Source organism: Bradyrhizobium sp. CCBAU 45321, from assembly GCF_028128975.1.
GTDB classification, from domain to species: domain Bacteria; phylum Pseudomonadota; class Alphaproteobacteria; order Rhizobiales; family Xanthobacteraceae; genus Bradyrhizobium; species Bradyrhizobium yuanmingense.
Window position 1 is genome coordinate 393,079 of record NZ_LFKZ01000128.1, and the last position, 24,967, is coordinate 418,045.

Below are 24,967 nucleotides of genomic sequence, written 5' to 3' on the forward strand. Positions count from 1 at the left end.
GGCGGGAATGAGCGAGGTTGCGGCAACAGGCATCTCCGTGCTGTTGGTCGACGACCATCCGATCGTGCGGCAAGGCTATCGGCGCGTGCTGGAGAGCCAGGGCGATCTGCATGTCGTGGCGGAAGCCGACAACGCCGCCGACGCCTACGGCGCGTTCAAGGCGCATGACCCCGACGTGGTGGTGCTCGACATTTCGATGCCCGGCGCGAGCGGGCTGGAGGCGATCCGCAACATCCGCGCCCGCAGCCCACGGGCGCGGATTCTCGTCTTCACCATGCACAACGAGGCCGTGCTGGTGAAATCGGCCTTCGGCGCTGGCGCCTCCGGCTTCGTCACCAAGAGCAGCGAGCCGTCCGCGGTCGTGAACGCCATCCGCAGCGTCGCGCGCGGCGAGCGCGCCATGAGCGACGACATCGCACATGTGCTGGCGGAGGACAGCCTGTCTCCGACCGGCTCGGTGCTGGACCAGCTGGGTGAGCGCGAGATCGAGATTTTGCGCCAGTTCGCCGGCGGCGCCACCACCGAAGAGATCGCGGCGCATCTCAATCTCAGCGTCAAGACCGTCCAGAACTATCACTACCTGATCAAATCGAAGACCGGCGCGCGCACCGATGCGCAGCTGGTGCGGCTCGCCGCGACCTGCGGGCTGACGAGGATCTAGCAGCAAAGCTGCCGCACAGCCTCATCCCTCGCAATCCTCAATCTGCTGAACGAAATTGGAACGGTTCCGATCCGGCTCCGGTTAGTACGGCAGACAAGGAGTAAAGGGTCATGAGTAAGGGTCACCCCAAAGCAGCCGACCATCCCCCCATCATCACAGTAGGCGAGCTCATCGACGAACTTTGCCGCCTGCCGGACACCGCCATCGTCCACTTTCGCTGTCCGATGTTCGATCAGGAGCTGACATTCTACCGGCTTCGAAGGCGATCGAAGGACGCCGTCGAAATCGCGGTCAACGCTTATCCGGATAGTCCGCCGGTCGTGCCATCGTCCGATCCTGCCTTCCACACGCGAAGACATTCGGCATCCGCACCCTTGCCCCGCGACGGCGCCGCTCTTCAGAAAACGCGAGGTTGATTGACAGCACCCAGGGCTGAACGGGTTCTGCGGCCTTAGGCCGCCTTCAGCCCACGCAGCAGCAGCGCCAGCGTCGCATCGAGGCGTGCGGGGAGATCGGCGTCCTTCCATTCCTCGGCATGGGCCGGATGGTGGAAGCGGACGGTCGCATCGAAGATCGCGCGCGCGGTCACCTTGGCGTCGCCCACGGCGAACTCGCCCTGCTTCACGCCGTCGGTCAGGATCGCGGCGATCTGGTCGATCATCGCGTCCTTGTGGCATTTGACCGCCGCACAGGCCTCGCGTGCCAGGGTCAGATAAGTCTCGAACATTTCAGGATCATCGAGCACACGCGAACGCTTGGCCGCGAACAGCGTGCGCAGCCAGCGGTCGAGCCTGTCGGGCGCCGACCCCTGCTCCCTGGCGATCGCCAGCAGCGGGGCGTCGATGCGGTCCAGCCAGCGCTTGGCAACGGCCTCGCGTAGCGAAGCCTTGCTGGGAAAATGGCGGTAGACGCTGCCGTGGCTCACGTCGAGCGCACGGGCAACGTCGACCACGGTGGCCTTGGCAAGCCCGTAACGCCTGAGCACGTCCTCGGTGACTTCGAGGATCCGCTCCGGCGTCAAGACAACAGCTTCATTCATGCCAGCACCATGTTCCCATTCAGGGCTCAGTTTACTCCGGCACTAGGGCTGCTTCCGAAGCGCCCTGGCCGGTCGTTCGGAAAGCCTATGCCTTAATGCGGCAGTTTTGCAGCCTGCGCCGCGATCTGGCGCGCCACCAGCAAATTGAGCCAATGCCCAATCACGCCGGTGAAATTGAGGATTTCGGTCGTCATTGTCTAAGTCTCCATTCGTCCGCGGTCCCCGCTCTTCAATCCGCCCTCCGATCCGAGCGTGGCTCGGATGTCGGGCTCCCCGGGGCTTGTCGCGGGACGCCCAATCGGAGCGTCCGAGAACGGATATACACGTCTCGCTGACAGATTTCAATATCTGTCAGTCAATGATCCGTGATTGACAGTTAATATCTGCGGCCAGGCGCCGCCATCCCGGCCGGCCGGTCCGGTGGAAAGGTCGGCGATGCCCTTCTTCCGGGGCCCCAGACCGTTTGTTTCGCCCTGCCTGCTCTGTTACATCACGGCGTAAAAAGCATTTTGGCCGGCGCCGCCGTTCTCGGGACCGCCCGCCCACCTTCCTGGAGCGCCCCATGATCCCCCGCTACACCCGCCCGGAAATGGCCTCGATCTGGGAGCCGCAGACCCGGTTCAAGATCTGGTTCGAGATCGAGGCGCATGCGGCGGACGCCCTCGCCGAGCTCGGGACCATCCCCAAGGAGGCCGCCCGGACGGTCTGGGTCAAGGCCAAGGACGCCATCTTCGACGTCGCCCGCATCGACGAGATCGAGCGCGAGACCAAGCACGATGTCATCGCCTTCCTCACCCACCTCGCCGAGATCGTCGGTCCCGAGGCGCGCTTCGTGCACCAGGGCATGACCTCGTCCGACGTGCTCGATACCTGCCTCAACGTCCAGCTCACCCGCGCCGCCGACCTCCTGCTCGCAGACCTCGACAAGGTGCTGGCCGCGCTCAAGAAGCGCGCCTTCGAGCACAAGATGACGCCGACTATCGGCCGCAGCCACGGCATCCATGCCGAGCCCGTGACCTTCGGCCTCAAGCTCGCTTATGCCTATGCCGAATTCACGCGTGCCAAGGAACGTCTGATCGCGGCGCGCAAGGAGGTCGCGACCTGCGCGATCTCCGGCGCCGTCGGCACCTTCGCGCAGATCGATCCGCGCGTCGAAGAGCATGTCGCCAAGGCCATGGGACTCGTGCCGGAGCCGATCTCGACCCAGGTGATCCCGCGCGACCGTCACGCGATGTATTTCTCGACCCTCGGCGTGATCGCCTCCTCGATCGAGCGCATTGCCGTGGAGATCCGCCACATGCAGCGCACCGAGGTGCTGGAGGCCGAAGAGTTCTTCTCGGAGGGACAAAAGGGCTCCTCCGCCATGCCACACAAGCGCAATCCCGTGCTGTCGGAGAACCTCACCGGCCTCTCCCGCATGGTGCGCGCCTATGTGACGCCGGCGCTGGAGAACGTCGTGCTCTGGCACGAGCGCGACATCTCGCACTCCTCGGCCGAGCGCATGATGGGCCCGGACGCCACCGTGACGCTCGACTTCGCGCTGGTGCGCCTCGCCGGCCTGATCGACAAGCTGCTGGTCTATCCCGCCAACATGCAGAAGAACCTCGACCGCCTCGGCGGCCTCGTGCATTCGCAGCGCGTGCTGCTGGCACTGACTCAGAAGGGCGCCAGCCGCGAGGACGCCTACAAGCTCGTGCAGCGCAACGCCATGCCGGTCTGGCGCGGCGAAGGCGACTTCCTTCAGCTGCTGAAGAAGGACAGTGAGGTGAAGACATATCTCACCGACGCCGAGATCGAGGAGCAGTTCGACCTCGGCTATCACCTCAAGCACGTCGACACGATCTTCAGGCGCGTGTTCGGGGAAGCGTAGGATCGTAGGGTGGGTTAGCCTTGCGGCCTGCGCGAAGCGCAGTCCGCTGGGCGTAACCAACCTCTTTCGCTCCCACGGAAACCGTGGTGGGTTACGCCCGTGGATGCGCTTGCGCATCCACGGGGCTAACCCACCCTACAAACGACAACCAGAAAACGGATTCCCTCATGCCCATCGTCAATCGCGTCGCCGCCCTCTCCGACGAAATGGCCGCCTGGCGCCATGACTTCCACGAGAATCCCGAGCTGCTCTACGAAGTCCACCGCACCGCCGGCATCGTCGCCGATCGCTTGCGCGAATTCGGCTGCGACGAGGTGGTGACGGGCATCGGCCGCACCGGCGTGGTCGGCGTGATCCGCGGCCGCAAGTCGGCCTCCGGCAAGACAATCGGCCTGCGCGCCGACATGGACGCGCTGCCGATCATGGAGACGTCGGGCGTGCCTTATGCCTCGAAGGTCCCGGGCAAGATGCACGCCTGCGGCCATGACGGCCACACCGCGATGCTGCTGGGCGCGGCCAAATATCTCGCCGAGACGCGCAATTTCGACGGCACGGCCGTGATGATCTTCCAGCCGGCCGAGGAAGGCGGTGGCGGCGGCAAGGCCATGGTCGAGGACGGGCTGATGACGCGCTGGAATATCCAGGAGGTTTACGGCATGCACAACATGCCGAACCTGCCCGAGGGCCATTTCGCCACCACGTCGGGTGCGATGCTCGCCTCCTCCGACAACATCCAGATCACCGTCCGCGGCAAGGGTGGCCACGCCGGCGCCGGCCCGCATAAGTCGGTCGACAGCGTGCTGATCGGCTCGCAGATCGTCAACGCGCTGCAATCGATCGTGGCGCGCAACGTCGATCCGCTGAAATCGGCGGTGATCTCGATCACGCAATTCCACTCCGGCACCGCCTTCAACATCATCCCGGAGGTCGCCGAGCTCGCCGGCACGGTGCGCACGCTCGACCCCGAAGTGCGCGATCTCGTCGAACGCCGCATCGGCGAAGTCGCCGACAGCATCGCCCGCGCCTATGGCGGCTCGGCCGAGACGAAGTACACGCGGATGTATCCGGTGACGATGAACCATGCCCGCGAGGCCGGCCTTGCCGCCGACGTCGCCCGCGACATCGTCGGCGCCGATCGGGTCAACGACAAGTTCGTCCCGATGATGGGCGCCGAGGACTTTTCGTTCATGCTGGAAGCACGCCCCGGCGCGATGGTGCTGGTCGGCATGGGCGACGGCAACGAGTGCCACCACCCAGCCTACGTCTTCAACGACAACATTCTGGGTCACGGCGCCTCGTTCTGGGCGCGCCTGGTGGAAACACGAATGCCGGCGGGCTAGCGGGCGGGCACTCGCCGGTTCAGTTGCAGACTTCGATCATGCTGGTGCCGCCGCCGGCCATCAAGCCAGCAGCCCTGTTGGCGCCCCACGTCTCGAGCCGACAACCTTGCCGGACCGGCCGGCACCCTGCACTGTTGCAAAAGACCTGACCGGTCGCCTGCGGCTTTGACGGCGCGGACTCGCTTGCCTTCCGCTCATCGTCTCGCGGTCTGGAGTTCTCGCGCGTCGCAACAGGCTTCTTCTCCTGCACCTTTTCGCATTCGTTATCGTCATTGACACGATAACCGGCCCGGCAGGTGATCTTGACGCATTGATCGCCGTCGGCCTTGAATCCGAAATTGCACACCAGCGGACAGACCCGTCCCGGCTTGGCCTTCAGCGCGTCGAGTGCGTCGACGCTGGCCAGCTTCACGTCGAACTTGGTGCCGGCATATTTGTTGAACAGCGTCAGCGAACGCTGAGCGGCCGAACTCCACTCGCTCTCCGCAAACGAGGTCAGGCAGCCGACGCGGCGCAATTCGCTTTGTACCGATTTGGAAAGCTCGGCTGCCGATAATGTGGATGTGGGTCCGGGCGCGAGCGCAGCCACTTTCTGGTTCTCGACTTCGGGCATCTGCCGATCGGCGGCCGGTTTGGCGGCCTGCTCCGCTTTCTCGGCGGCCTGCTTGGCGGCCAGCTCGGCCTTGGCCTTCTCTGCCGCCTGTTTCTCGGCCAGCGCTTTCGCGGCCGCCGCCTCGGCGGCCTTGCGCTGCTGCTCGGCCGCTTCCGCCCTGGCCTGTTCGATCTGCTTTTGCTTCTCCGCGGCGATGCGCGCCTCTTCGGCGGCCTTGGCTGCAGCAGCCGCCTTCTCCTGCTCGGCTTTCTGAGCGCGCTCGGCGATAAGCCTTGCCTTTTCCTGCTCGGCCGCCTTGGCCTTTTGCTCGGCAGCCACGCGTGTCTCTTCGGCGCCGATCTTGTTCAACTGTCCCTTGGCGAGGTTGGCATAGAAGCCGTCCGGATAGGCCGCCAGAAACGCCTCCCAGGCATCGCGCGTCGCAAGCTGGAGCGCGAGCTCGTAGTCCCTGCGAACCGCGTCCTGCGGGTTGGCCTGCGGTCCGGTTGCGGCCGGCTTCACCACGAGCGGCACGTCGTCGCCGCCGAGCGAGCCGTAGACGTAAGGCTCCTGCTTGTAGCCGGTTGTTTTGAGCACGTCGTCGCGGACGAAGCCGAACGCCTTGCGCAGATCGAGGCCCGGCTTCGGCAGGTGCTCGACCAGCGCGGCAGCGAACGGACTGTTGCGAGAATCGCCGTCGGATGCGGTCGAACCGGCCTTCGCAGCGAAGGCAATCATCGTATTCGGGCTGGTTGGCTCGACCTTGGCGAGGCCCCGTCCGATCGCTCGCGAGGCCAGCGTGCGCTTCATCGTCTTCGCAAACGGGTTATCGCGGCAGGCATCGAGAATGATCAGGCGCAGCTGCTTGGCGGGCTCGACTGCGAACAATGCGCGCTCGACAGGGATGGTCTCGTCGAGGACGTCGCCATCCGTCTCCAACGTCGCGTCAGTCGGAATGAGATAGTTGTTGCCGTCGAGCTCGATGCCGTGGCCGGCATAGTAGATCACCGCCATGTCCGCATCGCGTGACCTGCCGGCGAACTCGCGCAACATGCGCCGCATCTCGCTCGCACTGAGATCCAGCCTGACGTCGACGGAATCGAAGCCCGCCTTCTTGAACATGCCGCCAATCAGCGTGGCGTCGTTCGCGGGATTGGTGAGCTTGGGCGCGCTCTTGTAGGCTGAATTGCCGATGACGAGCGCAACCCGCCGATCGGCGTGTGCCGATCCGCAGGCCAGTAAGGTCGCAAAAATCAATAAACCAAACAGCCGCAACGGAATCACTGCAGCCCCCTCGGATGCAATTTCCTGAGACTATTCGGAGCGTCGACGAAAGCCAAATTTTTCTATGTGAGGTCTATCACACAAGCTCCTCGATCGCGACTTATAGCTAATGCAGTCGACCCTCGCCGTGCACGCGCGGCGCGAGCCTGGTCGATCCGACGTGCCATCATACCTATCCCTGCACCACCTCGTGGCGCATCACGAAGGGTGCGAGCAGTGCGTGCACCTCCCCCTTCACCGCTTCGCGCTGGCCTGCCGGCAGGCCCGTCAGCGTTACGGTCGCGATCGAGCCGTGGCTGCCGTGCGGACCGACCTTCACCTTGCAATCAATGCCGCGCTCGACCAGCGGCGCCAGCACCTTTGTGAACACCCGCTCGGCCGCGTCCCAGCGCAGCTGCGGCTTGAACACCTTGCCGACGCCCGTCACCGGCATCGGGTCGATCGGGATGACCTGCACCGGGACGGCGGCGCGCTCCGGCGTGCGCTCGCGCACCCAGGCTTCCAGCTCACCCGGCTCGACCTTTGCGCCGGGCTTCAACTGCACGTAGCCCACCGGCAGTTCGCCGGCGTAAGCGTCGGGCTGGCCGACCACCGCGGCGAAGCCGACGGCGGGATGGCGGAACATGATCTCCTCGATCGGCGCCGGATCGATGTTGTGGCCGCCGCGGATCACGAGATCTTTGGCCCGGCCGGTGATCCACAGATAGCCGTCGGCATCGAGCCGGCCGAGATCGCCGGAATTGACCCAGACCCCGTCGATGAAGGCATTCTTGTTGTGCTCGTCGTTGAGATAGCCGCCGAACACGCCGGGTCCGGCCATGATGACGACGCCGATCTCGTCCGGCTTGCAGTCGCGGATCAGGCGGCCATCGGCGTCGAGCTGCACGATGCGCACCCGCGCATAGGGCATGGGAAGGCCTACCGAGCCGAGCCGGATCGGCCGGCCCGGATAAGCGAGCGTGTGCACGCTCGAGGTCTCGGTCATGCCGTAGACCTCGACCACCGGCAGCTTTAGCTTCTCCTGAATCGCCGAACCGACCGCGACCGGAATCGCCGATCCGCCGCCGGCCGCATATTTCAGGCTCGAGATATCCGCATTCCCCGGCGGCACCGCGAGCGTCGCGGCGAGCACGGTCGGCACGCTCGACAGAGCTTCAGGCTTGAAGCGCGCGACGAGCTGCCAGATGTTCTTCACCGCGTTCGGGTTGCGCCAGCCGCTCGGCGACAGCACGACCAACGAGCCCCCGCCCGACAAAGTCGTCAGCACCTGTGTCAGCGATCCGCCGACGTGAAACAGCGGCATGCCGAACAGCAGGTTGGCGCCGGGCTTGCCCTTCAGCAGCAGATTGAGTGCCCAGGCCTGATAGACCTGATTGGCATGGGTATGCCGCACCAGCTTGGGCGTACCCGTGGTGCCGCCGGTGTGGAAATAGGCGGCGATGTCGCTGCCGCCAATCTTGCGCCCGCTGACCAGCCGATCCGACGGCTGCTGCTTGATCAGGTCGTTGAAGGCGAAGATGCCATTGGCCGGATCGCCGCCGCCGAACACCTGCACGATGGCTTTCAGATGCTTCAGCTGCGGGCGGATCTGCTCGACCTTCTGCCAGATGTCGGTGCCCGGCATCGGCCCGAGCGCCACCAGGATCTTGGTGTTCGCGGCTTCCAAGATTTCGGCGAGCTGGTGCGGCTCGAGCAGCGGATTGACGGGATTGGCGATGCCGGCGGCCTCGGCGCCGAACAGAGTGACGAACGCATCCGGCACCAAGGGCAGCATGAAGCTGATGACGTCGCCCTTCTCGGCGCCGAGCGCGTGAAACATGTTGGCGGCCTGGGTGACGCGCGCGATGAAATCGCGGTGCGTGACCACCAGCGGCGTGTCGGCAGGATCGGCATTTTGCAGGAACTGGATCGCCGCCCCGTCGGGATTGCGCTCAGCACCAAGCCTGATGGCGTCATAGGTGCTCTTGGCCGCGACGCGGTCGGCGTAGGGGACCTGCTCGAATGCCCGGACCTCCTCGTCCGTCAACAGTTCCGGATAGTCGTTGCCGATCAACCGATCGAGCGCGTGGATGCCCGCCATGAATTCCGTCCTCCCTCAGATGCATGTCCCCGCCGCCGTATCTTTTGACAGTTTGGTTCGGCGAGGCCTCGGCCGTGTTCGGCCGAGCCGGACCAGAATGATGGATGATTTGCCGTTCGTCCATTGCTTACCGGCTGCGCCGCTTGAACCTGTGCGGCTGATCGGGGGACCAAGTACTGGCACTGAATTCGCTCGCCAGCGTCCTGCCGCAAGACAAGAGGTCATCATGACGACGCCCCGGCGGAACCGGATCGCACGGCTGGTCACTGCGTTCACAATGGTATCCGCGATCGCCCTGCCCGGTGTTGCGCTTGCCGACAGCCAGCTCGATAAGGTTCGCGTTAAGGTCGCGGCCTTCATTGCCGACAAGATGGAGAAGCTGGGCGGATCGCGTATCGTCTACAGGGTGGACACCGATGCCTTGCGGGCGGCGGTCGTCACGGATGTGCGCGACGACGTCTACAAGACCCTGCGCGAGGGCCGCATCGCGTTCTCCGGACTTGCGATCCGCGACGGCGGCGTCGACGTGAAGATCGCTGACGCCAAAGGCCGCGAACAGCTCACGCGCAAGCTCGCCGCGGCGGCGGAGGGGTTGCCGACACACGCGCTCAACGTCACCGACGCCGGCGACGGGCTGCTCAGGCTCGCGCCGACCGATGCCGCATCCGCCGCGCGGCTGCGCGATCTCGTCGAAGAATCCATCGCCATGATCGAGCAGCGCCTCAAGGACGCCGGCGTCAAGCTCGTCAGCGTCCAGCCCGAGGGGACGGATCGTATCCGCATCTTCCTGCCCGGATTGATGGAGCCCGAGCAAATCACCACGATCTTCGCCAGGAAGGTCAAGGTCGGCTTCCGCTTGATCGACCTCTCGATGTCCGCAGAGCAGGCGCAATCGGGCACGCCGCCGGCGGGCACGGAAGTCCTGCTCGGCTTCAAGGACAAGCTTCCCTATCTCGTCGCCAAGGACAGCGCGCTCGAGGGCGGCGATATCAGCTATGCCGGCCCGGGATTGACCGGCGAGAGCAAGGAGCCGATCGCATCGTTCCGCTTCAACGGTCGCGGCACGCGGCGCTTTGCCCATATCACGGCAGAGAACGTCGGAAAGCCCTTTGCCATCGTGCTCGACGACAAGGTGATCTCCGCTCCCGTGATCCGCGAGCCCATCACCGGCGGCTCAGGGCAGATTTCCGGCAATTTCACCCTGGAAGAGGCCAACAGCGTCGCCATGCTGATGCGCGCCGGCTCGCTGCCGGGGCGGCTCGGCCTGGTCGAACAGCAGGTCGTGCAGCCCGCCACCAAGCCGTAAGCGAAGGTCGCTTCGGCCCGTCCGCGACGCTCAAGCCCGCAGGGATGGCCCGAATCACGGCTGCCCGCGCCGGACGCGCAACCAACGGGCAATTGCCGAAACGCCCGATCAGGCTAAAATTTGCCCCTTGCGGCACGATGGCCGGAAGCGTCATTCAAGCGGTCGTCATTCGAATTCGGCTATACGGGTGCCGACCAGGACTGAATGCCTTACGTGGGGTTAGTACCATGCCGTCCGGCAGCGCAGACGTTTCGTCGATCCTCGACCGCATCCTCGAAGCGGCCACGGACAACCTCAGGATCGCGAAAATCCTGGTCCAGATGGGCCTCGATCCCGACAGCGTCACCTACGAGGCGATCTTCAACCGGCTCTTGGAGATCTTCGTCCACAACATCACGCTCGCCAATCTGTTCGCCGTGGTCGGGGCGGTCTTCTTCGTCGCCACCCTCCTGATGCGGACGATGGTCCCTCTGCGCGTCGCCAACATGATCGGCTGCGCGTTCTTCGCTCTCTTCGGCGCGCTCTCCGCCAACGTCGCCACGTTCCTGCTCTATCTCCTGATGCTTCCGATCAACGCCCTGCGCCTGCGGCAGATGCTCAAGCTGGTCAAGAAGGCGCGGCATGCGGCCGAAGGCGACATGTCGATCGAATGGCTCAAGCCGTTCATGACCGAGCGCAAATACCGGCACGGCGACATCCTCTTCAAGATGCGTGACCCAGCCAACGAAATGTTCCTCACCGTCACCGGCAAGTTCCTGGTCAAGGAGATCAACGTCGAGATCGGGCCCGGGGCGCTGATGGGCGAGCTCGGCTTCCTCACGCCGGACAACCGGCGCACGGGGACGGTCGAATGCATCGAGGACGGCCAGGTGCTGACCATCACCTATGACCGGCTGCTCGAGATCTACTTCCAGGATCCGCAATTCGGCTATTACTTCCTGGTGCTGACCAGCCAGCGCCTGTTGCAGAACATCGACCGCCTGCAGAAGCAGCTGGCAACCGAGCGCGGGACCACCACCAACAGGATCGCGTGAGCGCCGCGCGGCCGATGTGACGCCGGGGATGACGACGCAGCGCGTCCGTGACACGAGACGCCCCCCGGGTCTTTGCGGGATCGCCGCAAAATCGCCCTAAAAACCGAATGGTAACCATGCCGGGCTAGGGTGGCGACGTGACCAATTCTCCGACGATCCTGGTGTTCGATTCCGGCCTTGGCGGGCTCACGGTGCTCCGCGAGGTCGTGGCGGGGCGGCCCGACGCGCATTACGTCTACGTCGCCGACGACGCCTTCTTCCCCTATGGCCACCACAGCGAGGACGAGATCATCGCCCGAGTCGTGCCGCTGATGGGGGAGCTGATCGGCCGGCATAGTCCAGACCTCGTCGTCATCGCCTGCAACACGGCGTCCACCCTGGTCCTGTCTCGCTTGCGCGCCGCCTATTCCGTAGCCTTCGTCGGCACGGTGCCGGCGATCAAGCCGGCCTGTGCGCAGTCCAGGACCCGCCGCGTTTCGGTGCTCGGCACCAAGGGCACGGTGAAGCGCGAGTACACCAAGGCGCTGATCCGCGATTTCGCGCAAGGATGCGAGGTGACGCTGGTCGGCTCGCCCGAGCTCGCTTCGCTGGCCGAAGCCGCGCTCGGCGGCATCCCGATCAGCGACGAAGCCATCCTCGCCGAGCTCGCTCCTTGCTTCGTGGGCGACGCCTCGGATGCGAGCGCGCGCACCGACACTGTGGTGCTCGCCTGCACGCACTACCCGCTTCTGCTCGACCGGATGAAGAAGCTCGCGCCCTGGCCGGTCGACTGGATCGATCCGGCGCCCGCGATCGCCCGCCGCGTCTCCGACCTGCTCGGCCCGCCGACCGGCGGCATCGCGCAGTCCGGCGCCGAGATGTTTTTTACATCGAACCGCGTGCATGGTCTCAGCGCCACGCTGACGCCGTTCTTCGGCGGACGCGCGGTGGCCTGAGCTTGCGCACTGGCGGCGCGCTGCTAGGCTTTGCCGTCGCCATCGTCCCGCAGGTTTTCCATGTCGGTCCCGACTCCGCCGCTCAACCGTCTCCGTCAGCTCTGGCGCGAGGGTCGCCCCGCCTTCGGTGCGATCGCGACCATCCCGAGCGTGCAGATGGTGCAGATCATGGCGCGCTCGCTCGACTGGATCATCGTCGATCTCGAGCACGGCCCGATCGGATTGACCGAAGCCCACGCGATGATCGCCGCGACCACGGGCACGCCGTGCACGCCTCTGGTGCGGATCGCCGCCAACGAGCCGTGGCTGGCGAAAGCGCCGATGGACATCGGTGCCTTCGGCATCAACTTCCCGATGATCACGAGCCGCGCGGATGCCGAGAAAGCGGTGCGCAGCGTGCGCTACCCGCCGCGCGGCGATCGGCTCTGGGGCCCCTTCCACGCGCCGTTCCGCTGGGGCCAGTCGATGCCTGATTACATGGCCTCTGCCGACGACGAGATGATCTGCATGATCACGATCGAGCACGTCGACGCGGTCGATCGCATCGACGAGATCATGGCAACACCCGGTATCGACGTCGCGGTGATCGGTCCCGGCGATCTCGCCACCTCCATCAACAAGCGCGGCCAGATGGATGATCCGCAATTGCTGGACCTGATCGCGCGCGCCGAGGCCGGCATCCTCAAAAGCGGCGTGCCGATCGGCGGCGTGGCGCGCACCGCCGACCAGGCCAACGCGTTGATCGACCGTGGCTACCGTGCGATCGCGCTGGGCTTCGACTGGTCGCTGTTCCAGCGCGGCATCATGGCGGCCTGCGAGGGAGTCAGGCGCTGAACAAGCCGATTGACGCGTGACGACCGGCGCCGCCAGGACCGCCCGCTCAAGATGTAAATAATTGAAAATAGAGTATTTTTTGGTCTAAAGGAGGCTCCTCATTGGCGATCCCTTCTGCGGCGAACCGACTGGTCCCAAGCGGGTTGGTTCGTGCTAGAGCGAGCGGGCGGGCCCCGCTCGCTGCACATATTTTGATCTTTTGATTTGGAACCGGAGGCCTATGCGCGGGACGCCCAAGACCATTTCGCTGCGGCGCCGTCTGATCTGCGACCTCATGCACGCCTCGATGGGCGTACCTTTCGTTTCGCTGGCCCGTTCGCTCAATATCCGCCCCCTGCTGGAGGCCCGTGCGGACGCAGCCGCACCCGCTGGCTGGGCCGCGATGTTCGTCAAGGCTTTCGCCCTGGTTGCAAAGGACGAGCCGATTCTGCGCACGGTTTACACCAAATGGCCTTGGCCGGCCCTCTATGAGCTGCCGAGGAGCGTGGCGACGGTCGCGATCGCGCGCGTCGATGATGGCGAAGAATGCGTTCTGCCGCAGCGGATCGCAGGTCCCGAGGACCTTTCGCTGGCAGCCGTCGATGGGGAGATCCGACGCGGCAAGATGGCCCCGATCGAGGACGTCCCGATGTTCCGAAAGATCATGCGGGCGACGCGCCTGCCGCTGCCATTGCGGCGCCTGTCCTGGGCCGCCGGCCTGAATTTCGGCCGTCAGCGCGGCAATTGGTTCGGCAGCTTCGGGGTAAGCTCGGTGGCTGCCTATGGCGGCGGCGAGCTCCACCCGATCACGCCGGGCCCCTACGTCTTGAGCTATGGGCTGGTCGAGCCGGATCAGACCATCCATGTCGTGATCCGCTGGGACCACCGCGTCACTGACGCCGCCCCGATCGCGAGAGTCCTGACCCGGCTGGAACAGGTCCTGAACACTGAAATTGCTGCCGAATTGCGGGCGGCGGGGTCAAAGCCGGTCCGGGCGGTCAGGACATAAGAATACCGTCGTCGCAGGTCCCGGAATGACAGGCTAAAGAATTGACAGCCAACCCCAAAGTCCCCTAAAAGCCGCCTGCTCGCGGGCCGGTTTCGGCCCGCGAAGCGTTTCGCGACCCGTGGTCCTCTTCCCTTAAGCTTTGGGGATCGGACCTGTCGGTGCCGGGACCATCCCGTCACACAGGAGGGCGCGTTTCCTCAAACCATGACCTGAAGAGGACGCGATGACTAAGCGCAGTGAGGCGAAGTACAAGATCGATCGCCGTATGGGCCAGAACATCTGGGGCCGCCCGAAGAGCCCCGTCAACCGCCGTGAATACGGCCCCGGCCAGCATGGCCAGCGCCGCAAGGGAAAGCTCTCCGACTTCGGCGTGCAGCTGCGCGCCAAGCAGAAGCTGAAGGGCTATTACGCCAACATCTCCGAGCGTCAGTTCCACGGCATCTATGTCGAGGCCAGCCGCCTCAAGGGTGACACCGGCGAGAACCTGATCGGCCTGCTGGAGCGTCGTCTCGACGCGGTCGTGTACCGCGCCAAGTTCGTCTCCACGATCTTCGCCGCACGCCAGTTCATCAACCACGGCCACATCAAGGTGAACGGTCGCAAGGTCAACATTTCGAGCTATCAGCTCAAGGTCGGCGACGTGGTCGAGGTCAAGGAAGCCTCCAAGCAGCTCGCCCACGTGCTCGAAGCCAGCCAGCTTCCCGAGCGCGAGGTCCCCGACTATCTCGAAGTCGACCACGGCAAGATGACCGCGAAATACGCCCGCATCCCCGGCCTCTCCGACGTGCCGTTCCCGGTACAGATGGAGCCGCACCTGGTCGTCGAATTCTATTCGCGCTAAGATCTGAATATCGAAAGGCCCCGGTTCGCCGGGGCCTTTTTGCTTAAGAGCCACACTTCAGTGGCCGCACTGCTTAGGAGCCGTCGCATGCTCTACACCCCTCCCCCCGTCGATCCCAAGGCGCCGCCGGTGCGCATCAATCTGCTCTCGGACACGCAGACCAAGCCGACGGCAGGCATGCGCGAGGCGATGGCGCGGGCGGAGGTCGGTGACGAGCAGGTCGGCGATGATCCGACCGTGAACGCGCTGTGCGAACGCGTTGCCGACCTGCTCGGCAAGGAAGCGGCGGTCTACATGCCCTCCGGCACGATGTGCAACGTCACCGCGACGCTGGTGCATTGCCGCCCCGGCGACGAGATCCTCGCCCATGAGACCGCGCATATCATCGCGCGCGAAGGCGGCGCGCATGCCGCGATCGGCGGTTTCCAGGTCACCCAGCTCAAGGGCCCCGATGGCCAGTTCACGCCGGAGACTCTTCGCAAGGCGCTGCATCCGCGCACGCGCTACCAGCCGCCGCAGACCGTCGTCAGCGTCGAGCAGACCGCCAATATCGGCGGCGGCACGATCTGGAAGAAGGCGGTGCTCGACGAGATCGTCGCGATCGCCAGACAGCACGGCCTCGTCACCCATATGGACGGCGCGCGCCTGCTCAACGCCACGGTCGCGAGCGGCATCTCGCCACGCGACATGACCGCGGGCTGGGACTCGGCCTGGATCGACTTCTCCAAGGGCCTGGGCGCACCGATCGGCGGCGTGCTCGCAGGCTCGCGCGCCTTCATCGACGCGGTCTGGCAGTGGAAGCAGCGGCTCGGCGGCTCGATGCGGCAGGCCGGCATCTGCGCGGCAGCCTGCATCTACGCGCTCGACCACCACGTCGAGCGCCTGGCCGACGACCACGCCAACGCGCGCGCGCTCGCCCGCGGACTGTCGCAGATCTCGGGCATCGAGGTGCAGGAGCCCGAGACTAATCTCGTGTTCTTCAAGCCCGACGGCGCCGGCATTCCCGGCGACAAGATGGTCCCGGCCCTCCGTCAGCGCGGCGTGACACTCGCGATGATGGACGGCCGCATCCGCGCCTGCACCCATCTGGATGTCAATGCGAGCCAGATCGAGGAGACGATCGGGTACGTGCGCGAGATCGTGCGCGGGGCGTAAAGCTCAGCCCCGTAGCCCGGATGGAGCGCAGCGAAATCCGGGATCTATCCACGCGGTGAGGACGTCCCGGATTGCGCTTTGCTCCATCCGGCTACGCAAAGGGGGAGAGGTCTCACCGCCCCATCGCCTGATAGATCAGCGTCTTCAGCTCAAGCTGGATCCGGCCGCGCTGCGAGGGGGTCTGCACCATGAAGATTCCGAACAGGTCGTCTTCGGGATCGATGAAGAAGAAGGTGCCGCCAACGCCGTCCCAGCGATATTCGCCAAGCGGCCAGTTCGTGCCCGGCGGCACCGCGGTACGTACGGCGAAGCCGAGGCCGTAGCCGCTGGTCTCACCCGGATAGTAGTGCTTGTCGCGCGCGACGCCGGTTTCGGGACCGATATGGTCCGACGCCATCAAGGCGATGGTTTCCGGCTTCAGGTAGCGTCGACCTTCAAGCGTGCCGCCGTTGAGCAGCATTTGTGAGAAGCGCGCATAGTCGCCGACCGTGCCGACGAGGCCGCCACCGCCCGACTCCCATCGCAGCGGCTTCCTGATATCGCGAACCTGCGTGATCGGGCTGATCGCCCGATCGTGCGGCATCGGCTCGGCGATGCGCGGCCATTTGGCGGGATCGGCGACGTAAAACGCCGTGTCCTTCATCCCGAGCGGGTCGAGCAGCCGCGTCTTCGCGAACTCGAGCAGCGATGTCCCCGAGATCACCTCGATGATGCGCCCCAGCACGTCGGTGGAGTGGCCGTAATCCCAGATCGTGCCGGGCTGTTCGGCGAGCGGCAGCGCGGTGATCTTCGCGACGAATTCGGCATTGGTCGAATTCCTGTCGAACAGACCGGCGTCGGCGTAGAGCTTGTTCACCAGGTCCCCGCCATAATAGCCGTAAGGGATCCCGGCGGTATGCCGCATCAAATCCTCGATCGTCACCGGGCGTTTGAGCGGCTCCAGCTCCAGCGAGACCTTGTTGTCCTCCGCCTTCTTCTCGACGCCGACCTTCATGCCGGCAAAGGCCGGAATGTATTTCGAGACGGGATCGCTGATCGCAAGCTTGCGCTCCTCGACCAGCATCATCGCCAGGACCGAGGTGATCGGCTTGGTCATCGAATAAAGGCGGAAGATCGTGTCCGCGCTCATCGAAAGTTGGGTCGCGACGTCGCGGACGCCGAAATTCTCGCAGTAGACCGGCTTGCCGTGTTGCTGGAGCAGCAGAATCGCCCCCGGAAATTTGCCGGTCGCGATCTCGTTCCTGATGTAGTCGGAGACTTTTGCCAGGCCTTCGGGCGTGAATCTGTGCGCGCGGCCCTCCGAGCCCGCCCGCGCACTTACGGCGCCGAACAAAAGAACGAGCGCCGCGAACAGCGCGCGGCGCCCGTTCATGTCACTTCTCCATGGCTTCATAAACCAGCTGTTTCAATGTCCGCTGCACGCGCTGGCGCTCGCTCGGGGTCTGCTCCAGCAGCACGAAGAACATGTCCTGCTTGGGGTCGATCACGAAATAGCAGCCGGAGGCGCCGTCCCACTTGAGTTCGCCGAGGTTGCCGGGCGGCGGCGGCTTGGCGTTGCCGGGATCGGTACGGACCGCAAGCCCAAGGCCGAAGCCAAAACCGTCGCCGGGGAAATAGAAATAGTCGCGCTCGACGCCGGAGCCGGGGCCGACCTGATCAGTGGTCATCAGCTTGAACGTCTCGGGCTTGAGGATGGTCTTGCCCTCCAGACTGCCGCCATTGAGCAGCATCTGCGAAAAGCGCCTGTAATCCGCCATGGTCGTGACCATGCCGCCGCTGGCGAACTGGATCTTCTTGACGACCGTCGGATCATTGATGCGGCCGACGCGGAAATCGGCATCGTTCGGCACGGGCTGGGCCAGGAGCTTCTGCTTCGCGGGGTCCGTGACCAAGAAGCCGGTATCGACCATGCCGAGAGGATCGAGCAGCTTCTCGCGCATGATGTCGATCAGCGGCTTGCCGGCGGCGATCTCCATCACACGCGCCAGCACGTCGGTCGAGTGGCCGTATTGCCAGAGCGCGCCCGGCTGGTTGTGCAACGGCAGCTTGGCGATGCGTTCGGCGAACTCGGCCAGATCGAAATCGCCGGCATAGATGTTGGCCTCGCGATAGGCTTTGCGGACCAGGCTGTCGCCATAGAAGCCGTAGGTGATGCCCGAGGTGTGCGTCATCAGATCGTGCACGGTCATTGCCCGCTTCGGCGGCACCAGCTCGAGCGCCTTCGTGCCGTCCTCGGCCTTCTTCTCGACACCGACCTTCACATTGGCGAAGGAGGGAATGTATTTCGAGACGGGATCGTCCAGCTTGATCTTGCCTTCCTCGACCAATTGCATCGCGACCACCGCAGTGATCGCCTTGGTCATCGAGAATAGGCGGAAGATGGTCTTGTCCGTGATCGGAGCCTTGCTGACCACGTCCTGCACGCCGAAGACTTCGTGATAGACCGGCTTGCCATGCTGCTGGATCAGCACGTTTGCACCGGCGATCTTGCCGGTCGCGACCTCGTTCTTGAAGAAGTCGGTGATCCTGCCGAGCTTCTCCTGATTGAAATGCGCGCCGGCCGGAATCTCGTAAGTGCCCTGCGCGTGCGCCGGCGACATCGCGGCAAGCGACACCAACGCGCCGCAGGCGAGCGCACGCAGTCCAAATTGTGAAATCATATCCCCTCCCCGGAACATGGCGCCTCGGAGTGTACCGACCAGCTCAATCGGCACAAGGGCCGCCCTGTCGCGCAAGCGCCTCGGCATGGAGCTTTGCGCCCGGCTCAGAGAAGCAGCAGAACACGACGCGAGCGACGGTCGGCGCCAAAGTCAGCCCTTCGATCATCGTGCGCACGGCGATATCGGCCGCCCGGTCGGCAGGAAAACGGTAGATGCCGGTCGAAATCGCGGGAAATGCCACCGAGGTCAGCTTGTGCTTCCCGCAAAGCTCCATGCACCGCCGATAGCAAGAGGCGAGCAGATCGTCCTCGCCGAGCGTGCCGCCATTCCAGACCGGACCGACGGTGTGGATGACATGCGTGGCCTTGAGGCGATAGCCCCTGGTGATCTTCGCGTCGCCCGTCTTGCAACCGTGGAGCATGCGGCATTCGGCGACGAGCTCGGGGCCGGCTGCCCGGTGGATCGCGCCATCCACGCCGCCCCCACCAAGGAGCGACGTGTTCGCGGCGTTGACGATGGCGTCAACGCCGAGCGTGGTGATATCGGCGACGATGACATCGAGCTCCGCGCCGCCAATCCGGCGCGTCAGCAGGGTCACGTGTCAGGCCGCGACGACGACGCCCTTCTCGGAGAAGAGCTGCTGCAATTCGCCGGCCTGGAACATCTCACGGACGATGTCGCAGCCGCCGATGAATTCGCCCTTCACGTAGAGCTGGGGGATGGTCGGCCAGTTCGAATATTCCTTGATGCCGTTGCGCAGCTCGGCGGATTCGAGAACGTTGAGGCCCTTATAGCCGACACCGATATGGTCGAGGATCTGGACCACCTGGCCGGAGAAACCGCACTGCGGAAATTGCGGCGTCCCCTTCATGAACAGAACCACGTCGTTCGACTTCACTTCATTGTCGATGAATTCCGCGATGCTCATTTCCGTGTCCTTCTGGGGCAGAGCCCTCACCAATTGCTTCGGGCCGGCTCAGCCGATTTAACCCGATACCTGCCCATATATGTAGCCCAAACCGTTGTGCATCCAAAGTAAAATGGCGGCGACGGGTCTCCGGCGGCCGGATTGACCCCAGCCGGGTCCATAGGCTGATGACATCAATATCATCGCCGCAGAGGACTTTCATACCGTAACGGAGCCCCTATCTAGGACGAACCCTGTTCATGGAACCGGGTCGTGCGAACAACGTTCTCTTGTCCTGTCTGGAGAAAAACGTGACGAAACAAGCCTCAGCCACGGCCTCCCTGCGTTCGTCACCGTCCTCCCGCGAGGACGACCTCGCCCAGCGGCTGGAAGCGGCGTTCTCGACTGTCCGCAATGAGACCGAACGCCGGGCCGCACCGCTGTCGCCCGAGGACCAGCAGATCCAGTCCATGCCGGATGCCAGCCCGACCAAATGGCACCGTGCCCATACGACCTGGTTCTGGGAGCAATTCCTGCTCGGCGAGCATTCTGCGGGCTACCGGCCCTTCCACCCCGATTTCGCATTCCTGTTCAATTCCTATTACGTCAGCGCCGGCCCGCGACATGCCCGCAATCATCGCGGCGACATCACCCGCCCCAGCGCCGACGAGGTTGGCGCCTATCGCAAATACGTCGATGCGGCCGTCGGCAAATTCTTCCGCGAGGCCGGCGCGGACAAGCTCCGCGCAATCGCCCCGCTGGTCGAAGTCGGGCTCAATCACGAGCAGCAGCATCAGGAGCTGATGTTCACCGACATCCTGCATGCCTTTGCGCAGAACCCGATCTATCCGGCGTATGACCCGGCCTGGCGCTTCCCGGCCGCGACGCGCGGCGGTGATGACTGGCTCGCACTGAACGAAGGCATCCACACCGTCGGCCATGTCGACGACGGCTTTCATTTCGACAACGAGAAGCCGGCGCACCGCGCCCTGGTCGGTCCGGTCAGGATCGCCCGCAATCTGGTCACCAATGCCGAATGGCTCGCCTTCATGCAGGACGGCGGCTACCGGACCGCGACCCTGTGGCTGATGGACGGCTTTGCCGCAGCGAGCAAGGAAGACTGGCAAGCCCCCGGCTATTGGCGCGAGGTCGACGGCGCATGGCAGGTCATGACGCTCGCCGGCCTCAAGCCGGTCGATCCGGACGCGCCGGTCTGTCACGTCAGCTATTACGAGGCGGATGCGTTCGCGCGCTGGTCCGGCAAACACCTGCCGACCGAGATGGAATGGGAGGTCGCGGCGCGCGCTGGCCAGCTCAACGACGCCTTCGGCCTCGTCTGGCAATGGACCCGCAGCTCGTACGCGCCCTACCCCGGCTACCGCGCCGTCGAGGGCGCGCTCGGCGAGTACAACGGCAAGTTCATGGTCAACCAGCTGGTGCTGCGCGGCTCCTCGCTTGCAACTCCGCAAGGCCACAGCCGTACCACCTATCGCAACTTCTTCTATCCGCACCACCGCTGGCAGTTCACCGGGCTGCGGCTTGCCGATTACGACTAAGTATTCCGACGACAGATGCGCGCCGGACAGCGCGTTCAGGAGAGTATCATGAATGTGCACGCCAGCGCTTTGGCCGAGGCCCATCTTCCCGACGAGCAGACCACCGCTTTCGCCCGTGAGGCCATCGAGGACCTCTCGCAGCACCCGAAAAAGCTGTCGCCGAAATATTTTTATGACGCGACCGGATCGGAGCTGTTCGAGGCGATCACGAAGCTGCCGGAATATTATCCGACGCGCACCGAGCTATCGATCCTGAAGCAGCGCGGCAGCGAGATCGCGAAGATCATCCCGGAGCACGCCGCGCTGGTCGAGTTCGGCGCCGGCGCGACCACGAAGGTGCGCCTGCTGCTCGATCATTGCAAATTCGCGGCCTATGTGCCCGTCGATATCTCCGGCGACTTCCTGAAGGCACAGGCGAGCGGCCTGAAGCGGGATTTCCCGGCGCTCGGCATCTATCCGGTCGCGGCCGACTTCACCACGCCGTTCGAGCTGCCGACGGCGGTCGCCTCCATGCCGAAGGTCGGCTTCTTCCCCGGCTCGACCATTGGCAATTTCGAGCCGCAGGAAGCGCAGGCCTTCCTGACAAGCGCGCGCAAGATCCTCGGCAAGGGCGCGCAGATGATCATCGGCGCCGATCTCGAGAAGGACGAGCGGATCCTCTTCGACGCCTATAACGATGCAGCCGGCGTCACCGCGCGCTTCAACCTCAATGTGCTGGTGCGCATCAACCGCGAGCTCGGCGGCAATTTCGACCTGTCCGCCTTCACCCATCGCGCGATCTACAACCGCGAGCGGCACCGCATCGAGATGCACCTGATCAGCAGGAAGAGCCAGACCGTGCGCTTGCTCGGCACCAGCTTCTCGTTCCGCCCGGGCGAGAGCATCCACACCGAGAACAGCTACAAATACAGCATCGCGCGTTTTGCCGCGCTGGCCCAGAGCGCGGGCTGGCGCGTGCGCGAGAGCTGGACGGATGCGGCGAAGATGTTCTCGGTGCACGCGCTGGAGGTCGCGGAGTAGACCGGCAGCCGTCGTTTGGCCGGTTTCATTCGAGCGGACACGATTCTACCGACACAAGCCGTTGGTGCCGGATCACGGCACGGAAGCTGTGGGTGCTAGCCTTGCCGCATGACCAGGAGAAATTCTCACCATCTCGCTGGAGTGGCTCGCCGAGCCAGAAAACCACCTTTGAGACGTGGTCGCCTGGCTTGACACGATCGAGCCACTGCGGCGGATAGGCCCAATGCCCGCAATCGCCTTGCCAGTAGCACGCCGGCATGATGCAGCGTCCGGCGGCTGGAGCAGGCTTTCCTCCCATGGCACGGCAGGCGGACGGGATTTGGCCAAGCGCCCAGCCCTGCGTCGCTTCCTCGACGATAAGTATCGCAGCCAGGGCCGCGCCGACGATGAGGAGGTGTCTCATACCCGCCTATTGCTCGGTCCCCAGCGACACCGATTCCCACACCGCCACCAGGATCAGGATCATCGTCGTCGCGACCGAGAGCCAGAGCGGCGACACGTCCGAGGCGAACCAGCTCAGCGCCAGCAGCAGCAAGATGCCGATGCCGTGCGAGAGCTGGAGAAAGCCGCGGATCGCAAGCTTGAACAGGATTGTGCCGATCAGAAAGATCAAGGGCCCACCGATCGTGCTCACGATCGTGCGCATGTCGGAATGGCCGGTCGGATGCTTCAGCACCAATTCGTCCGACACCGCGGTCAGGATGATGCCGGCAACGATCGGCAGGTGCAGATAGGTGTAGGCGAGCCTTGCCAGACGCCCGGATTCGGCCGACTTCGAGATCCACTCGGCGCCGGCTTCCGCGCCCTTGTGGAAATAGACCCACCACATTGCGATGGCACCGACCAGGGCCGAGACGAAGGCCAGGATGTTGGCCGCGGTCCATTCCAGCGCGGCGAAGGTCGCGCCGTTGACGATGACGGCCTCGCCGAGCGCAATGATGACGAAGAGAGCGCAGCGCTCGGCCATGTGGCCGCCCTCGACGGCCCAGGCCTCGACAGAGGAGAAGCCGAGCCCGGGCACCCAGAAGCGGGCCGCGGGCGAGATGTATTCGATCGCAAGCGCGGCGATCCAGAACCACAGCCGGGCTTCGTGATGGGCGAGGCCACCGAGGATCCAGAAGACGGCGGAGACGGAGAGCCAGACCAGAATTCGAATCGCGTTGTGCCGCACCGCGGTCCGGTGCGGTGGCGTTGCGAACAGCCAGAATGCGGTACGTCCGACCTGCATGGCCGCGTAGGCGATGGCGAACCACAGGCCACGCCCCTCGAACGCGGTCGGGATCGAGGTCGACAGCACGAGGCCGCCCAGCATCATCGCAAACAGCAGCAGGCGGACCGGCGTCAGCTCGGGATTGAGCCAGTTGGTGACCCACGCGGTGAAGACCCAGACCCACCACACTGCCAGGAACAGCACCGCGACATGCACCGCGCCGATCAGCGTGAAATGATGCAGCAGGGCGTGCGAGACTTGCGTGACGGCAAAGACGAAGACGAGATCGAAGAACAGCTCGGCATAGGTCACGCGGCTGTGCCGGTTCGGCGTGATGACGCGGAACATCGCGCCGTGCGGATTGTCCGCAGCCATCATCGTCCCCCGTGGCGCTGGTCAGGTCAGGTGCAGCTTCGTCAGTTACCTGGCACGCCGGTTTGCAGCGCCAGCGCGTGCAGCACGCCGCCCATCTGGCCGCGCAGGGACTGGTAGACGATCTGGTGCTGCTGGACGCGCGATTTGCCACGGAAGGATTCCGAGATCACGGTCGCGGCATAGTGGTCGCCGTCGCCGGCGAGGTCACGGATGGTCACCTCGGCATCGGGGATCGCTGCCTTGATCATCGCCTCGATATCGTGGGCGTCCATGGGCATTCGGGTCTTGCTCCTATCTCGGCTGCAAAGCAGCCTCATCATCGAATCGCTGCCGGGGGTCCCCTCACCGGCAAGGTCAAACTTAGCGTGAACGGCCTTCTACGTCACGCTTTCCGGCACTATATCCCTGATCCCATCAGGACATAGGCACGACAAAGTGCCGCGCGCGGCAGATTGATCGAAAAGGCGTGAAATCATGAAGCTTCCAGGGCCCGACCACCCGATCACGATCACCCCAAATCCCCGGCGCGTCCGCGTCACGGCGGGCGACATCGTGATCGCCGAGACCAGCAAGGCGCTGACCTTGAAGGAGGCCAGATATCCGGCAGTGCAATATGTACCGCGGGAGGACGCCAACATGGCCCTGTTGGAGCGTACCGACCGTGTCACCCATTGCCCCTACAAGGGGGACGCGAACTATTACAGCGTGAAGGCCGACGGCAAGACGCTGGACAACGCGATCTGGACCTACGAGACACCCTTCCCAGCGATGACGGAGATTTCAGGCCATCTCGCGTTCTATCCGGACAAGGTGAAGATCGAGGAAGTGGGATAAGCGCCGCACCCCCAATCGTCATGCCCGGGCAGCCACCATCTGTCCGCGGTAGGCGTGGATGGCCGGGTCGAGCGCGGCCATGACGGCGAAGAGGGCTCAATCAGCTACGCCCTGAGATCGTGAGTCCCAATATCAGCAGCACCAGGAAGATCACGACGAAGACGTAGAACAGGAAGCGGGCGATGTCGGCCGAGGCGGCCGAGATGCCGGTGAAGCCGAGCACGCCGGCCACGATCGAGACAAGGAGGAAGATCAGCGCCCATTTCAGGATCGACATCGCCAGCTCCGAACTGCCGCGTCTCACGGCCTACGCTGTTTTCGGCCAACGCTAACATCGCTGCGAGGAACTGGTTCCTAGAGGTGGTCGGGGGCGACCTACCGAACAAACTACCCTTGCTGAATCGAGTTCCCGGCGGCAGAGTCCAGCCGAGGTTAGGATCGGGGCG

General features: G+C 64.5%; 23 protein-coding genes. 13 read left to right on the forward strand and 10 right to left on the reverse strand.

The window, feature by feature from the left end; genetic code table 11:
• Positions 1 to 7: 7 nt before the first annotated feature.
• The gene (locus tag ACM43_RS29345) at positions 8 to 661 is read left to right on the forward strand and encodes a response regulator (RefSeq protein WP_271544898.1); all 654 of its coding nucleotides are present in this window, start codon (positions 8 to 10) and stop codon (positions 659 to 661) included.
• 451 nt (positions 662 to 1,112) lie between these two features.
• Here ACM43_RS29345 and ACM43_RS29350 read toward each other — a convergent pair whose 3' ends face one another.
• Entirely contained in the window at positions 1,113 to 1,700 is a 588-nt protein-coding gene (locus tag ACM43_RS29350; protein ID WP_198399603.1) for a TetR family transcriptional regulator, read from the reverse strand.
• Between the two features lie 562 nt (positions 1,701 to 2,262).
• Here ACM43_RS29350 and purB point away from each other — a divergent pair.
• Together purB and ACM43_RS29360 are read left to right on the forward strand one after the other, a co-directional pair.
• The gene (purB, locus tag ACM43_RS29355; RefSeq protein WP_271544900.1) at positions 2,263 to 3,570 is read left to right on the forward strand and encodes an adenylosuccinate lyase; all 1,308 of its coding nucleotides are present in this window, start codon (positions 2,263 to 2,265) and stop codon (positions 3,568 to 3,570) included.
• Positions 3,571 to 3,737: 167 nt separating this feature from the next.
• Positions 3,738 to 4,910, forward strand: coding sequence for a M20 aminoacylase family protein (locus ACM43_RS29360; RefSeq protein WP_271544902.1), 1,173 nt, complete (start codon positions 3,738 to 3,740; stop codon positions 4,908 to 4,910).
• Between the two features lie 19 nt (positions 4,911 to 4,929).
• Here the strand turns inward: ACM43_RS29360 and ACM43_RS29365 are convergent, their stop codons facing one another.
• Positions 4,930 to 6,759: a caspase family protein gene (locus ACM43_RS29365; protein ID WP_404539916.1), complete on the reverse strand. Its 1,830-nt coding sequence runs from the start codon at positions 6,757 to 6,759 to the stop codon at positions 4,930 to 4,932.
• 199 nt (positions 6,760 to 6,958) lie between these two features.
• Positions 6,959 to 8,866: an acyl-CoA synthetase gene (locus tag ACM43_RS29370; protein WP_271544905.1), complete on the reverse strand. Its 1,908-nt coding sequence runs from the start codon at positions 8,864 to 8,866 to the stop codon at positions 6,959 to 6,961.
• Positions 8,867 to 9,092: 226 nt separating this feature from the next.
• On the opposite strand from ACM43_RS29370, the gene ACM43_RS29375 reads away from it, so the two are divergent.
• The 7 genes from ACM43_RS29375 to ACM43_RS29405 all read left to right on the forward strand — a co-directional run bounded on the left by ACM43_RS29375 (position 9,093) and on the right by ACM43_RS29405 (position 15,959).
• Positions 9,093 to 10,172 (forward strand): SecDF P1 head subdomain-containing protein, encoded by a 1,080-nt coding sequence (locus ACM43_RS29375; protein WP_271544907.1) that lies wholly within the window; start codon positions 9,093 to 9,095, stop codon positions 10,170 to 10,172.
• Positions 10,173 to 10,399: 227 nt separating this feature from the next.
• On the forward strand, positions 10,400 to 11,206 hold the full coding sequence (locus ACM43_RS29380; RefSeq protein WP_271544909.1) for a Crp/Fnr family transcriptional regulator: 807 nt from the start codon (positions 10,400 to 10,402) through the stop codon (positions 11,204 to 11,206).
• Positions 11,207 to 11,343: 137 nt separating this feature from the next.
• Positions 11,344 to 12,141 (forward strand): glutamate racemase, encoded by a 798-nt coding sequence (gene murI / locus ACM43_RS29385; RefSeq protein ID WP_271544911.1) that lies wholly within the window; start codon positions 11,344 to 11,346, stop codon positions 12,139 to 12,141.
• A gap of 60 nt (positions 12,142 to 12,201) precedes the next feature.
• Positions 12,202 to 12,975, forward strand: a complete 774-nt coding sequence (locus ACM43_RS29390; protein ID WP_157280734.1) for an HpcH/HpaI aldolase family protein — start codon at positions 12,202 to 12,204, stop codon at positions 12,973 to 12,975.
• 220 nt (positions 12,976 to 13,195) lie between these two features.
• Positions 13,196 to 13,963 carry an acyltransferase gene (locus ACM43_RS29395; protein ID WP_271544930.1) on the forward strand — a complete coding sequence of 256 codons (768 nt, stop codon included), beginning with the start codon at positions 13,196 to 13,198 and terminating at the stop codon, positions 13,961 to 13,963.
• Between the two features lie 223 nt (positions 13,964 to 14,186).
• On the forward strand, positions 14,187 to 14,804 hold the full coding sequence (rpsD, locus tag ACM43_RS29400; RefSeq protein WP_036012915.1) for a 30S ribosomal protein S4: 618 nt from the start codon (positions 14,187 to 14,189) through the stop codon (positions 14,802 to 14,804).
• An 87-nt stretch (positions 14,805 to 14,891) separates the two neighbouring features.
• Positions 14,892 to 15,959, forward strand: coding sequence for a threonine aldolase family protein (locus ACM43_RS29405; protein ID WP_271544936.1), 1,068 nt, complete (start codon positions 14,892 to 14,894; stop codon positions 15,957 to 15,959).
• 112 nt (positions 15,960 to 16,071) lie between these two features.
• On the opposite strand, the gene ACM43_RS29410 is transcribed toward ACM43_RS29405, so the two are convergent.
• Genes ACM43_RS29410 through grxD form a run of 4 tightly spaced genes read right to left on the reverse strand, consistent with a single transcriptional unit; the run spans position 16,072 to position 19,547 of the window.
• On the reverse strand, positions 16,072 to 17,331 hold the full coding sequence (locus ACM43_RS29410; RefSeq protein ID WP_271544938.1) for a serine hydrolase domain-containing protein: 1,260 nt from the start codon (positions 17,329 to 17,331) through the stop codon (positions 16,072 to 16,074).
• A gap of 1 nt (position 17,332) precedes the next feature.
• Positions 17,333 to 18,619, reverse strand: coding sequence for a serine hydrolase domain-containing protein (locus tag ACM43_RS29415; protein ID WP_271544940.1), 1,287 nt, complete (start codon positions 18,617 to 18,619; stop codon positions 17,333 to 17,335).
• Positions 18,620 to 18,662: 43 nt separating this feature from the next.
• Complete coding sequence (locus ACM43_RS29420) at positions 18,663 to 19,217, reverse strand: O-acetyl-ADP-ribose deacetylase (RefSeq protein WP_271544942.1); 555 nt, start codon at positions 19,215 to 19,217, stop codon at positions 18,663 to 18,665.
• A gap of 3 nt (positions 19,218 to 19,220) precedes the next feature.
• Entirely contained in the window at positions 19,221 to 19,547 is a 327-nt protein-coding gene (grxD, locus tag ACM43_RS29425; RefSeq protein ID WP_018647423.1) for a Grx4 family monothiol glutaredoxin, read from the reverse strand.
• A 239-nt stretch (positions 19,548 to 19,786) separates the two neighbouring features.
• Between grxD and egtB the strand changes: the two genes are divergently transcribed.
• Both egtB and egtD read left to right on the forward strand, forming a co-directional pair.
• A complete protein-coding gene (gene egtB, locus ACM43_RS29430; protein WP_157280738.1) occupies positions 19,787 to 21,082 on the forward strand; it encodes an ergothioneine biosynthesis protein EgtB in 1,296 nt (431 codons plus the stop codon).
• 48 nt (positions 21,083 to 21,130) lie between these two features.
• Complete coding sequence (gene egtD / locus ACM43_RS29435) at positions 21,131 to 22,102, forward strand: L-histidine N(alpha)-methyltransferase (RefSeq protein WP_271544946.1); 972 nt, start codon at positions 21,131 to 21,133, stop codon at positions 22,100 to 22,102.
• Positions 22,103 to 22,511: 409 nt separating this feature from the next.
• Here egtD and ACM43_RS29440 read toward each other — a convergent pair whose 3' ends face one another.
• Positions 22,512 to 23,687 carry a low temperature requirement protein A gene (locus tag ACM43_RS29440; RefSeq protein WP_271544948.1) on the reverse strand — a complete coding sequence of 392 codons (1,176 nt, stop codon included), beginning with the start codon at positions 23,685 to 23,687 and terminating at the stop codon, positions 22,512 to 22,514.
• Between the two features lie 41 nt (positions 23,688 to 23,728).
• Positions 23,729 to 23,965 carry a BolA family protein gene (locus ACM43_RS29445; protein WP_036012929.1) on the reverse strand — a complete coding sequence of 79 codons (237 nt, stop codon included), beginning with the start codon at positions 23,963 to 23,965 and terminating at the stop codon, positions 23,729 to 23,731.
• 196 nt (positions 23,966 to 24,161) lie between these two features.
• Here ACM43_RS29445 and ACM43_RS29450 point away from each other — a divergent pair, with 196 nt between their 5' ends.
• The gene (locus ACM43_RS29450; protein WP_036043505.1) at positions 24,162 to 24,521 is read left to right on the forward strand and encodes a DUF427 domain-containing protein; all 360 of its coding nucleotides are present in this window, start codon (positions 24,162 to 24,164) and stop codon (positions 24,519 to 24,521) included.
• 100 nt (positions 24,522 to 24,621) lie between these two features.
• On the opposite strand, the gene ACM43_RS29455 is transcribed toward ACM43_RS29450, so the two are convergent.
• Positions 24,622 to 24,798, reverse strand: coding sequence for a DUF1328 domain-containing protein (locus ACM43_RS29455; protein WP_271544951.1), 177 nt, complete (start codon positions 24,796 to 24,798; stop codon positions 24,622 to 24,624).
• Positions 24,799 to 24,967 lie beyond the last annotated feature (169 nt).